Consider the following 12,736-nt stretch of genomic DNA (forward strand, 5'->3'; position numbering starts at 1 on the left):
CCTGTGCTAACAGCCAGATTTTAGCACAAAATATACTGACGATAGCAATGACATAGCAGATACCCAAATCGATAGCATGCAGGGCTACAGCATGTACAGAGTCAGGCATATATCAATTTACCAAAAAAAGCCCCCCTCGGCGAGGGGGGCTTGAGGATGCGTATTTACTATTCCAGTAAATGCGTGTGAATCTGTGTTGCACTGCTGTAACGGATTGTCTGCGCTGAGTGCATTACGCCGAAAATCAAGCGCGTTACAGCTGTTAAAGATTCACCTTCAGCTTATGCTGGTTCGAATTCGCTTTTAGGTGCCCCGCAAACCGGACAAAGCCAGTCTTCAGGAATATCTTCAAATTTTGTACCTGGCGCTACACCGTTATCAGGGTCGCCTTCGGCTGGATCATATTCGTATCCACAAATTACACATACGTATTTTTCCATGCTGGTATCCTTTTTTTACTAAGCTTCTGCTTTCCAGTGACCGTGGAGGTTGCAGTACTCGCGTGCTGTAACCTTTTCTGCTTCAACACAGAATTCTGCTTCTGGAGCATCGCCCGGGTTGAGGAATTTCGTGTAACTTACGCCGTCAGCAACAAGTTCAATCCACTGAATCCAGTGTTTGTCAACCATAGGATGAGGTACTTCGCCAACTTTTACGAGGTAGCCGTTCGCAGTTTTTTCAATAACAGGAATGTGCTTTTCGCGTGCTGCATCAACAGTACCTTCAACCTGAAGAACCATGTCTTCACCACAGCAAACTAAAGATGGGCCGCCACCTACGAGAATTTCAGCCATATTTCCGCAGTGCTCACATTTGTAAACTTCGAGACGATTTGGCATCGGGAGCCTCCTGATCGACATTGTAATATTTGTATTCGGGGTAAAATCGTTTTCCAATTGCCAGAAAATTTTATAGCAGCGTCACTATACACATAAAGTCATATCAGTTCAACGCGTTGAGCAGGTATATACGTGTTCCTGCTTGCCGTTGAAAAAAGATATACGCAGTTGTTATGGAATAATCAAGCTAATAATAATTATTCTTAATAAGAAAGTATGAATTTTAGCTTTTTGCATTAGATTTTATACTAGCTGTAGCAGCATTTTCTAAACAAATAAACAACAAAAGCAGATGGATATACCACCTGCTTTTGTTGTTTAACAATGTATCAAACTTGGTTCTAAAAATATGTAGAGTCGCAGTTCTGAACAGAGATACTACAAGAGAATGATGACTGAGTACTTGCGACCAGATTTCATTTCAACATATCACAACACCATAAGTAGGGTGGTGCTATGTGATACGGCAGAGTTGATAACCAAGTTACATGTTTTATTTTTTACGGTTGAGCTGATATTTGCGAACAGCCTTGTTGTGCTCTTTCAACGTTTGACTGAACTTATGAGAGCCATCGCCTCTTGCAACAAAGAACAGGTATTTATGCTTTGCAGGGGTTACAGCGGCTTTAAGCGCTTCCAGCCCCGGAGAGCATATAGGACCGGGTGGCAATCCACGGTGCTGATATGTGTTGTACTTGTTCTTTTTGTTGCGAATATCAGAACGGGTAATGTCCCCATTGAATTCCTTACCAATGCCGTAAATGATTGTAGGGTCAGCTTGCATCCGCATGCCCATTTCCAAGCGATTAGCATATACGCCTGCAACCATATCACGCTCTTTAGGAACGGCGGTTTCTTTTTCCACCAAGGTGGCTAGAATAAGAATATTCCGCAGTTTCTCAGGAGTTGGTCTGTGCTCGCCCCACAGTAATGATGTTTTCTGCCAGAATGTCAGTACAAGCATGTCCGCAACTTTTTTTGCAGATGCCATATTCATTTCCCGTGGCTTGTTGAGCCTATATGTTTCTGGAAACAAAAAGCCCTCAGCGTTTGAAAAAGGAATATTGTGCTTTTGCAAAAATGCGGTGTCATGAATGACTTTGGTAAAGTCTTCTGCCTTGGCAAAGCCTTGTTGCTCTACAATCTCAGCAACCTGCCACCACGGAAGTCCTTCTTGAAAAGACAGCGTGTACAGAACACCCTTACCGGTTACCAGTTCTTTAAGCAGGCGAGCTGGAGACCAGTGGGTATCCAACAGATATTCACCGGCTTTTAAATGAGGCTGCTGTTTACGCATCCGCACCAGCATTCTAAATGCGTATGGATGTGTCACAGCCCCTTGGCGTGCCATGTCATCGATTACCTGATTAAAAGATGCACCATCAGGAACGACAAATTGAATCTTACGTGATTCCTTTTGCATAGGTGAATTGATGTACGTTTCAAACGCAAACCAGACTCCACCGGCTGCAAGCAGGAGTATCATGAGTAAGATGCTACATATTTTTGAAATTTTCCCCATAATTATTCACTAATCGTATAATTGTCTGTGTTCATCTGCCAAGTGCAGAAACGACTCTAGAATACGTACTGCTGCCTGTTGATCGACCACTTTGTCAATCTCATGTCCCTTCAGTCCAGCGTCACGTAATTCTAGTTCTGCCTCAAACGAGCTTAGTGCTTCTTCTACAACAAAAATCGGCAAATCGCACCGTCTGCGTAACCGCGCAAGAAAATTACGCACCTGACGGGACATCAGCGTCTCTTCACCAGCAAGCGATTTAGGCAGCCCCACAACAATGGCTATAGGCTCTTCCTGCTCGATGAATTCCAGCAGTTCTGCAAAAAATTTGTCACGAGTTTTCATTAGAAGTGTCTTACGCGGGAATGCCATATTTCCGCCGGTGTCACTGGCTGCAAGCCCTGTCCGCTTCGTTCCGTAGTCTATCGCAATGTATTTCATCTCAGTATTCTTCTGCCCGTAGCACGCAAGACTCCCCTCCTGTAGTCGGGAGGGGAGTCAAAGGTATTAAAGGCTTGTCGTATCGACTATGCGTTTTGAATCTTCGGTGGTCGATTCCGTCGCGATACGTTTTATATGTTTTTTCCAGTCGTCCCCGTAGAGACACTGTGCAATATATTCCACAGTGTGCAGCACTGGGCGTTTTTCGTGCAGGTTCAGGAAGATTCGGGAAATACCGACTTTACATGAAGGACACCCGACAACAACCGGAGCATCATTCGGCATAGTCGGAAGTACTTGGACTAACCCTGCTTCTTTCTTTGCACGTAGCTTATTGTAAATATCAGGGCTGGTAAGAGCACCCATACCCGATTCACCACAGCAGCCGGGGTGCAATGTAACATTCGCACCGCTCAATTCGCTCAATGCTTTTGCATAGACGCCAGCGGCTTTGTTTTTATGTACTCCCGTCCATTCTGCGTGGCAGGATGGGTGGTACAAGACTGACAGCCCTTTGGCAGCTTCTTTCAGCGCATCTTTGCCCATACGTTCAATAAGGAACTGTACTGTGTCCTTATGCTCGAGCGTAAGGTTAAGCGATTCGGCAAGTTCATATGACTCAAGCCCTTCGCGGCAGGAGCCACACGCTGTAATTGAGTGCGTAATTCTCAGTCCGGCGCGGGTTGCATCGGCGAGGAACGCTTTTATTTCTTCAATGTTAGCAGCACGGTTTTTCTTGTATTCTTCATCCTTACCAGCTGCAAGCAGCGGGTATCCGCAGCACATGTGCCGTGGTGGAAGAATAACAGCCACACCGGACTTGAGCATCAGCATAAGTGATGCAAGACCGATATTTCTGTAGAACAAGGAGCCACCGCACCCCGGGAAATAAAAGACTGCTTCCAGCTCTTTTCCTTCCGGCGCATTATCAGGAACAAAAATAGCGCCTTTATCCAGCCGGATTGCTTCACTGAGGCTGCGGTAGCCGACTTCCGGTCCTAAACCGGAGAAGAGCGGGCTATGGATGCCGGAACGCCATGAAGACGGAACAACCTTCAGCATTTTGTTTTGCAGACGCTGTCCCATAGAAGCCATTTTTGCGGCACGCGGTACGCGGGTAGCAACATCGCCCACAAGGTAATCAAGCACCTTGGATTTAATCGGGTGACCACCTGCGCCTTCATCCTCTACGAATGCGCGTAATTCAAGTGCAACCTTGGAGGAATCAATTTTAACAGGGCAGACAGCCTTACACTTGCCACAGCCTGTGCAATGCTCCATAAGCTTACGCAGCTGCGCCATAAGGTTGTCGTCCGGCTTCCCTTTGTTCACCTGAGAATAGTATACTGCTTCAAGCAGCGCACCGAGACTCAGGTTTTTATTGCGCGGATGATACAGCAGATCGCCCTGCGGGTAGAACATTGGGCAAACCTGTTTACATTTGCCGCAACGGGTACAGACCTGAACGTTAGTGAGCAGGTTAATCAGGCGTTCTTTTTCCGGCAGACCGGATGCCTGAATATCGCGGATAAGGCGGTTAAACGAGAACGTAAACGGCTTAACCGGAGTATCACGCTGTGTAAGCTTTGCAGGGTTCATAATGGAAAGCGGGTCAACTCTGCGTTTGAACAGAGTTAACTCATCCATTTTTTCTGCGCCAAGAAACTTGATCTTTGTGATGCCGATACCGTGCTCGCCAGTCACCTCACCATTCATTTCCTGTGCTTTTGCCATAACCTCTTCTGCCACTTCTTCTGCATGGTGCAGCATGACAGGGTTGTTGGAATCTACAGGAATGTTGACGTGACAGTTACCGTCACCGGCATGCATATGGTTTGCAACAATAATGCGGGTTGCAAGCATATCTGCCACAATCTTTTTTAAATTGCGACGCTGCGCCGGATAGCGCTCTTCAGCTTTTTCAAAATATGCCAGAGCGTGTTCAAGCATTTCCTGATCGGAAAGCTCTGCAATCGGCACATCACCTTTGGCAACCTTGGATGCAAATGTAAATGCGCGGTTCAGCTCTTTATCTTCAAGTGGCATGCCTCGCAGGCGACCACTTTCACCAAGCGCAGAACGGAATGCTCTACCCATGCAACGCTGGTTCAGATGTTCGATAAAGTCTGAAAATTCAGGAATGACATCGATTGGAATAACGATATCTTCGTTAATTTTAAAACCGGAAGTACGGCGCGCAATAGCGGAAAGCTTATGTCTGTCTTCCCAGAAAAGCTCTGCTTCTGCTGCATCCTTGGCAACAAATACGTCAACGCCTTCATACGGAGTGCAAATGTCAACGACATCCTGCACACTTGCATCAAGTGCAGCTGTGTCATTTGAGTTCAACTCGACAATTAACACAGAAATCGGACGTTCATCGTACTTTTTAGATTTTGTACGGTATTCGATTGCCTCAACGTATTTGACGCCGAACTCTTCCAATGCCGAGATTTTTACAAGATCGCCCTGTTTGCGGATTGTGTCACGCAGACCGACAATGTCTTTAATCACGAGCATAGCGTTGTGCATGGAACGTCCGAAGAATTCCAGAACAAGCACACGGTCATGCTTTTGCTTAGGGTAACAGATGAAGGTTGCCTCAGTGATGATGCCATCAGTGCCTTCTTTCTGTACCCCCGGTAAGCCGCCGAGGAACTTGTTTGTAACGTCTTTGCCAAGACCTGTTTTACGGATCTGATCTCCACGCAGTGATATGACTGTGCGGACACCACCGGACACGTCTTTAACTTCAAACACCGCGGTTTCATCTTCCATAATTTTATGGCGTGGATGATTTATGCGCTCAACAGTGATGATTTCGCCGGTAGGCGTAACCATGGTGTAATGAAGAATGTTGTCGAGGGTGGTTCCGTATTCAAAGGCAAAAGGACCGCCGGAGTTTTCCGACACGTTCCCGCCGATGGTGGAAGCCGTTTTAGAAGCTGGATCAACAGTGAATAACATCCCTGCATTATCTGCTGCCTTGATGGCATCAAATGTAATAACGCCCGCTTCTGCGGTGAGAGTCATTTCGCTATTGTCGATGGATTTGATAGCGCTCAGCTTTTGCAAACTCATAACGACTGTGCGTTTACGTGCCGGAATAGCGCCACCGGTACAGCCGGAAGCTCCGCCACGCGGAATGAGTGCAAATTTCATTTCGTTCGCAAGGCGAACAATAGCGCTTACCTGCTCTGTTGCAGAAGGTGCAACAACAAGTAATGGAAGCTCCATACGCAAGTCAGTTGCGTCTGTAGAACACTCCACTAATGATGCAGGGCGCAGATCAATGTTGTTTTTTGGAATAATCTGTCCAAGTCTGCGAACCAGTTCGCTCCGGAAAGCCATGTCTGCCTCGTAGGCACTCCAGAACATGGTTATACCTTCACTCAACGTATTCGCGTAGTGATGTGCAAGCGCCGGTTCTGCCCTGTCAAAACGCTCGGTTACACTTGTGCGAACAGTCTCTGAATCGATAAATGGATTGTAGCGGACGAGGAAGAGTTCTTCAGCAAGCGCAATGGCAAGCTCCCGAACAGCCTCCGGCCAATCTTCAAATTCATCAAGATCAATCCGCAACACCCTATGGACAAGAAACTCGGAACCTATTGAAATATGTGGGCCTTTGTGCGGCATGACCAATTCTCCCAGTATTTAAGAACGAAGCTGAAGAGTCTACTTTTAGTTCTTTAAGAATGCAAGAGAAGCATACCCGCTCGTTGCTGGAGAGCTTTGATCTGTAGTAGCGCTACTCTCCTGCACTTTTTTCAATATCTTCTTCAGCTGGTTTTGCACATTTAATCGACCGGTTGCGTGTTGGAGAGACAAGACGTTTGAAGACAAACATCTCCACATCTTTTCCGTCCAGATTTTTGATAGGAACTTCTGCACGGGCAAGAGCTTTATGTCCGCCTGCTGAACCGACATCGTTAAACTGGCAATAAGCAAAGTGCCCTAAGTCACGGTTTACTCCGTCACCACGGAAAATAATAACTGCTTTATCCCTGTACACACCTGCAACAACGACCCAGCGCATTTCATGCACACGCATTAAAAAGTCTGCAATAACGACCAGTGCGTCAGGATTTTCAACCATGCCCACAAAGGAATACCGACCGGAGCCGACTTTGTGCATTCCCGTAATGGCGCGGGAAAAATATTCCAGCCAGTCATAGTGCATTTCGCTTCGGGCAATGCGGGAAAGCAAAGGATGGTTGGCAAATTTACTCAGGTATTTGAAAGCTCTGATATCCACTTCATTAAAATTACGTTCGAAGTCATTGGTATCAGTTTTGATTCCGTACATAAGCGCCGTTGCCAGCATTTTCCCCGGACGTATTTTCATCTGGTATAAATATTCAGTAAGAATCGTGCTGTTCGACCCATACCCCGGCAAAATTTCGCTGAATTCTGCCGTCACAGGAAATTCATCATTAATCGGGTGGTGATCGATAACAACAGAGTAGTCCAGCTCGCTGAATAACGGATGATGGTGAGGCTGGGAATCGACAATGGCGAACTTGTCATACTGTGCGGAAACCTGCGGCGTCAGTTTAACCATCGGAATGCGCAACAGACGTATCATCGCAAGGTTGTCAGGACGGGTAACCTCATTGACGCTTGCAATGCCTACATCTGCCACTCTGTGGCTCATTATTCGTTTCAGTGCCAGCGCAGAGCCAAGGGCGTCAGGATCAGCATTAATTGTAATCAGCCATCGCTCATTGCGTGAAAAAATTTCGGACAGCTGTTCTATCTGTGGTTTTACATTGCGAAAATATGACATACTACGCCTTTTTTACGTATAGCGGGAGTCCCGCAACCATGAGGCAAACCTCATCGCTTACAGCTGCTACAGCTTGATTAAGCGCCCCTAGTCTTCGAATGAATTGCCGAACCTGAGAACTTGCCGCAATAGGTCCCAATCCTGCTTCACATGAAACAATGGTAAGCTGACATTCAGCAGGGACTAATGAAAGGCTGTGTAATAATGCCTGCTGCGACTGCTGCCATTGCCCGTGACATGCGAATACCCAAAAATCCAAACTGTCGATAAGAATTGACCTATATTCCAGTATGGCTTTTTCCAGCAATTGGGGCAATGCAATTCCTGTTTCTTTAACAGGTAGTTCAGGAATGCGCGCTAAACGATGATCGAGAATCTGTTGTCCAAAAGCAAAATCTTGTGCATGACCGGTTGCAAGCAGCACGGATGGTTCGTCACCATTGTATAGTTGCTGCAATCCAAAGTCAGATTTGCCGGACTTGTCTCCCCCAAGAATAAGTCGAATCATCCTATCTTCCTTCAAACGAAAACAATTCGTTAACAACTGGGAAAGAGGATTCAATTTCTTTCCAGTTGAACAGCTCATAGACTAATACGCAGTCTTGCCTGACATGCTGTAGTACTTTGCGGGCTACATGCTTTCCGGCGGCATCTAGATGCACCAGACTGGCATGTTTACTGCGCCCTTTAGCTGTTGTGACGTCCGCAGGAGCATTCAAATGCAACATGCGAAGTCGGTTAAAAATATCTGCACGATCAAGTAGTGCATCATGCCCGTATGCAATGATATGCCCTATGTCAATGCATACTCCCAGCTCCAAGGAGGTAATAACAGGAGCTAAATGAATAAGATCTGCACCTTCAACGTTTTCAAGAAGCAAGTCTTTGCAGTCAAAGCCATGCTTGCTCCATGCCCGTGCTACAAGGCGTAGCGCCTGTTGTGCGTGTTCAACAGAAAGAGCATTTTTCCCCGAAGTTACTGGTGGGTGCAAGACTGCTCGCTGAACTCCCAAAAAGCGAACTTTTTGCATCAGCGCCACAATAGTTTCTGCGACAGCTTCTGGATTGTCCCATGTTAAATCTAACGGTAAATGGACATGATATGATAAATCAAGTTGTGCCAGATCACGCGGCAAATCTTCTTCACCATAAGCGAGGCAGGATTCTGATTCAAAAAATAAGAGCGCAACTTCGTCCACCTTCCCCTCAAGAAAGACGCAGTTTTCATATACGGAACCTGCCATCACCCACGAGGGTGCAGCAACAGTCGGCTTTTTACGCTCTTGTTCAGTATTTTTTTTCATCGATGAACAAGAAGATGGTGATTTTTTCTTTCCCCCACAAGGTGGACATATCTTGCGGGCAGGATAATCTTCTGGCGTTGCCAACAGTATTTCAGTGGTATTATCAGTCTTTTCAGATGGTGTACTATTGGCGTTGCCCATGAGTTTTTTCATAAAATATGTCTGCTACAACAGCGTAAGCTGTGTTTCTTTGTGCTTCTTTTTTGCCTTTAAAGCAGAATGCATAAGCCCGTCATTTGGTAAATCTTGTAAGAACCGTGACGGTGCAAGGTGAACAGTGCGTCCGTAGATCATGCGTTTTGTTGAATGGCTCATGAACAATAACTGCTCTGCACGAGTCATTGCCACATAAAGCAGGCGTCGCTCTTCTTCGATATCATGATGCTCAAGCATACCTTTGGGCGTTCCTGTCAGTGTGTCCATTCCGCAGTATGGCAAAATACCGTCTTCAAGGGCAGGTAAAAATACCGCTTTAAATTCAAGTCCCTTAGATGCGTGCATGGACATAATCTGCACCTTTTCACTTTTTTGGCGCACCAAATCAAGCTCTGTTTGCAGATTAATCCAGTTTAATAACCCAGCCCAGCCTTTGTGCTCTTTGTATTGCTTTACAAGCTGCTTAAAGGCGGTTGATTTCCAGAACAGACGGTCAAACGGCGGGATATCTTCTAAATATACAGCGATAGATTGAGGACCTTTTGCCAGCACGGAGTCAGGGCACTGTATCTGTTCCTCTCCTTCTTTACTGGCAATGCCGACAAAGCGCCCAGCGGCAGCAAGAATAAGCTCAATACGCGGGTCTACCCAGAATGCTTCCTGTTCCGGAACAGCACAAGGAATCCCCAATCTGTTGAGCGTTTGACTGAGTACAGGAATGAGTGCCTTAAAGCGGACAAGGATAGCAATGTCACCGGGAGAAAGTTCACCACCGAGTAGACGTTCCTGCTTGTTATCCTGCAAAGAATGACTGGTTTGTCCAAGCAGACCGCGAAGCTGTTCACCAATCCATGATGCTTCTGCTTCGGAGGTCGGTGCTTCAAACATGCGGACTTCGGCAGCTACATTTTTTTTCGCTTCAATGGGCTGTGCTTTTCGCGCTGGCTGCATGAGAGCGCTGGCGTAATCGACAATTTGCTGCGCGGAACGATAGTTCTCTGATAACTGGATCGTGTTTAGTGACGGGAGTTCTTGCATAAGAAATTCTTGCACACCGCCATGAGCACCACGGAATCCGTAGATAGATTGATCGGGGTCACCTATGCCGAAAAAGCCTTGCCCGTGCTGGTTGTCCTGAGACACAAGCTCGCTGACCACAGCCAGTTGCAGTGGGGATAAATCTTGAATTTCATCGACCAGAACATTCGTCCACGGGCGCACAAAAACATTATTAGTCAATGATTCGAGCCAGAACTCTAACAGATCAGTGTAATCTGCGAGATTCCACGAATCTTTTAAGTGCGAGTAATTTTCATACGCAGATTGGAATTCCAGCGGGCATGGTTCCATGCGCTCACGGCAAAGTGAAATTGTTTCCCACGCTTTTTTACTCTGCTGTTTAGTTGCTTCTGCATTGGCTTCTTCAAACACTCTTTTAGAACCTTCTTCAGAGAGCAAGGTTGGTGCGTCTGAATATGAGCTTTGCCAATATTCAAAGGCAAGTCCGTGCAAGGTGTCAGCGCGGGGGATAGAAACTGCGTTTTGAATGGAGTCTGCCAGACGGGTGGTTAATTCTTTTGCAGCGCGGCGTGTAAACGTCAGGGCAAGAATTTGTCGTGCCTGTACCCCAGAGCTGAGCAGGTATGCTATTCGTCCTACAAGGGTGCGAGTTTTTCCCGTGCCGGGTCCCGCCATAACCAACAGCGGATCAGGTGTTGATGTGATGGCACGTTGCTGTGACTCGTTATACACAATGCCTTCAGACTGTTCTTGACGCTGCTGCACTGCTGTATTGAATACTGGGAGTGATGATGCTTCTTCTTCCGGTGTCAGCCCGCTAATTTTTTCCGGCACATCAATCAAGCTTTTGCCGTGTTTGAATTCGTTACGTTCCTTTTGTGAAAAAACGCGAACTACGCCGTATTCACCATCAAAACCGGGTTGTCTGAGCACTTCACCTTTACGCATTCTGCTCACAGCTTCTGCAAGAAGAGGATGCACCTTGCGGATATCTTCTTCCGGCACATCGCGCAGAATTGTCATTTCAGAACCCAAAGAATGAATCGCTTCTGCATAGAGCGTCATAACTTTTTTGGTTTTTGCCCCTACTCCAAGTACTTCTCCCATAAGTTCGGGAAGCGGAATGAGTGAGCTGTAGTCGCCTGCCTTTGAAGGCTGTTCAGGTGTATCTCTGTCCGCAAGAGAAAGAACGCGGTGTAATACTCCAACAGTCAGAGGCTTGCCGCAGACAGGACAAATGCCGTCGCGTGTAAGTGTTTCGCGAGGCTCCATGACGACATTGCATTTGCGATGCCCATCAAGGTGATATTTTCCTTCTTCCGGGAAAAATTCCATTGTTCCTAAAAAGTTATGCCCTAACCCTTCGCCGCGTAGACTCCGGTACATTCCTTCATATGAGATATCCCCAGCAAAAAGGTTGCATTCACGCCCCAGTTTGTCACCAGAGTGGGCATCAGAGTTTGAAACAAGTGTGAATCTGTCCAACGCGCTCCATAACCAGTTCATTTCAGGGTCGGAAGAAAGCCCTGTTTCCAGAGCGAAAATTTCAGAAGCATAATCCCCATAGCATTCTTCAATAGTATCAAACCCCGATTTAGAGCCGAACAGTGAGAACCATGGAGTCCAGATATGCGCAGGAATTAAGAACGCAAGCGGGTGGGTTTCGAGGACAAGGTCAAGAATATCGCGTGAATCCATTCCGAGAATCGGGCGACCGTCTGAAGTGATGTTACCTATTTCGCCAAGGCGGTTACTGAATTTTCTGGCAGCTTCGAAGGTTGGCATGAAAACAAGGTTATGCACCTTACGTACCTTGCCGCCGCGCTTATAAATGGAGCTGATCTCGCCTTGCAGCATGAACAGAGATCGACCATGCATAGCTGTTTCGTCGAAACGTGGAATCTCTTTTCCGAGTTCCGCAGTTTCTTTTAATCGGAATAAACCGCTCTGGCTGTCTTCAACAAGCTGATCTTCTAACTCATCTAACCATTCAGGGTGGGTACAATCACCAGTGCCCAGAACGTCCAGTCCTTTTACTTCCGCCCAAGCCGAAAGATGGCGCGGTGTCAATTTTTTGCTGGTTGCACGGGAAAAGCGGGAATGAATATGCAAGTCTGCGCGAAATTGTTTCATGGAGCAATATTCCTGACATAACGTCGGTAAATGGCGAATGAGGATCAGGCAGGCATCAAAGACATGTGCTTTTGTTCTGCTGTAAAAAAGCGAAAAGCTTTTTCTTCAACAGTTCGAAAACATAGTGTTTTAATGCAAAATTACGATACTGCCAGTAAAGAATTGAAAGAAGTTGGAAGGCTGGCAACACCGTAGACAAAAAATTCCTGTCTTTACCTGTATCAGAGGAATACTTGCGAGACAATTACGCAACTGATTCGCTTTTCATTAATTATTGTAGCGCAAAAAAGAGTCAGAGTGCATGCAGAGAGCTTTGTACCTTTGCTGATTTTTTTGCCAGTAAGATACTAAAAACAAATAATCATCAAAAACAGTGTTAGTGAGCTGCACCGTTACTTGCTGCGCTTAAGCGTTCGAAAATGTTGAATAGTTTGCAAATGATAAGATTGCGAAAGTGGAAGGGAGTGGTATCGCAGGGAAAGAACATCAGGCATAAAAAAAGCTTACAGAGTTATCTGTAAGCTTTTGATAA

Annotated in this window: 9 protein-coding genes; all 9 read right to left on the reverse strand. The window is 46.4% G+C overall.

Translation table 11 applies throughout. The features are described from left to right. Positions 1 to 281 precede the first annotated feature (281 nt). Positions 282 to 440, reverse strand: a complete 159-nt coding sequence (rd, locus tag N4A56_RS03945) for a rubredoxin (RefSeq protein ID WP_293669751.1) — start codon at positions 438 to 440, stop codon at positions 282 to 284. An 18-nt stretch (positions 441 to 458) separates the two neighbouring features. After that, complete coding sequence (locus N4A56_RS03950; RefSeq protein WP_293669749.1) at positions 459 to 839, reverse strand: desulfoferrodoxin; 381 nt, start codon at positions 837 to 839, stop codon at positions 459 to 461. Positions 840 to 1,332: 493 nt separating this feature from the next. Then, positions 1,333 to 2,325 carry an endolytic transglycosylase MltG gene (gene mltG, locus N4A56_RS03955; RefSeq protein ID WP_293669748.1) on the reverse strand — a complete coding sequence of 331 codons (993 nt, stop codon included), beginning with the start codon at positions 2,323 to 2,325 and terminating at the stop codon, positions 1,333 to 1,335. A gap of 45 nt (positions 2,326 to 2,370) precedes the next feature. Then, the gene (gene ruvX, locus N4A56_RS03960) at positions 2,371 to 2,802 is read right to left on the reverse strand and encodes a Holliday junction resolvase RuvX (protein WP_295545186.1); all 432 of its coding nucleotides are present in this window, start codon (positions 2,800 to 2,802) and stop codon (positions 2,371 to 2,373) included. A gap of 66 nt (positions 2,803 to 2,868) precedes the next feature. After that, entirely contained in the window at positions 2,869 to 6,441 is a 3,573-nt protein-coding gene (locus N4A56_RS03965) for an FAD-binding and (Fe-S)-binding domain-containing protein (RefSeq protein WP_293669744.1), read from the reverse strand. A gap of 112 nt (positions 6,442 to 6,553) precedes the next feature. After that, positions 6,554 to 7,591: a DHH family phosphoesterase gene (locus N4A56_RS03970; RefSeq protein ID WP_295545189.1), complete on the reverse strand. Its 1,038-nt coding sequence runs from the start codon at positions 7,589 to 7,591 to the stop codon at positions 6,554 to 6,556. A 1-nt stretch (position 7,592) separates the two neighbouring features. Next, positions 7,593 to 8,099, reverse strand: a complete 507-nt coding sequence (locus tag N4A56_RS03975; protein ID WP_293669741.1) for a bifunctional adenosylcobinamide kinase/adenosylcobinamide-phosphate guanylyltransferase — start codon at positions 8,097 to 8,099, stop codon at positions 7,593 to 7,595. Between the two features lies 1 nt (position 8,100). Further along, entirely contained in the window at positions 8,101 to 9,048 is a 948-nt protein-coding gene (gene cbiR / locus N4A56_RS03980; protein WP_295545191.1) for a cobamide remodeling phosphodiesterase CbiR, read from the reverse strand. A 12-nt stretch (positions 9,049 to 9,060) separates the two neighbouring features. Beyond that, positions 9,061 to 12,204: a UvrD-helicase domain-containing protein gene (locus tag N4A56_RS03985; RefSeq protein ID WP_295545193.1), complete on the reverse strand. Its 3,144-nt coding sequence runs from the start codon at positions 12,202 to 12,204 to the stop codon at positions 9,061 to 9,063. Between the last annotated feature and the right edge of the window lie 532 nt (positions 12,205 to 12,736).

Source organism: Halodesulfovibrio sp. (assembly GCF_025210605.1).
Classification (GTDB): Bacteria; Desulfobacterota; Desulfovibrionia; order Desulfovibrionales; family Desulfovibrionaceae; genus Halodesulfovibrio.

Bases quoted from the DNA above. Each gene is read 5' to 3' on its own strand.
- N4A56_RS03985 (WP_295545193.1), bottom strand. From the start codon at position 12,204: ATGAAACAATTTCGCGCAGACTTGCATATTCATTCCCGCTTTTCCCGT.
- N4A56_RS03965 (WP_293669744.1), bottom strand. From the start codon at position 6,441: ATGCCGCACAAAGGCCCACATATTTCAATAGGTTCCGAGTTTCTTGTC.
- rd (WP_293669751.1), bottom strand. From the start codon at position 440: ATGGAAAAATACGTATGTGTAATTTGTGGATACGAATATGATCCAGCC.
- N4A56_RS03975 (WP_293669741.1), bottom strand. From the start codon at position 8,099: ATGATTCGACTTATTCTTGGGGGAGACAAGTCCGGCAAATCTGACTTT.
- ruvX (WP_295545186.1), bottom strand. From the start codon at position 2,802: ATGAAATACATTGCGATAGACTACGGAACGAAGCGGACAGGGCTTGCA.
- N4A56_RS03950 (WP_293669749.1), bottom strand. From the start codon at position 839: ATGCCAAATCGTCTCGAAGTTTACAAATGTGAGCACTGCGGAAATATG.
- cbiR (WP_295545191.1), bottom strand. From the start codon at position 9,048: ATGAAAAAACTCATGGGCAACGCCAATAGTACACCATCTGAAAAGACT.
- N4A56_RS03970 (WP_295545189.1), bottom strand. From the start codon at position 7,591: ATGTCATATTTTCGCAATGTAAAACCACAGATAGAACAGCTGTCCGAA.
- mltG (WP_293669748.1), bottom strand. From the start codon at position 2,325: ATGATACTCCTGCTTGCAGCCGGTGGAGTCTGGTTTGCGTTTGAAACG.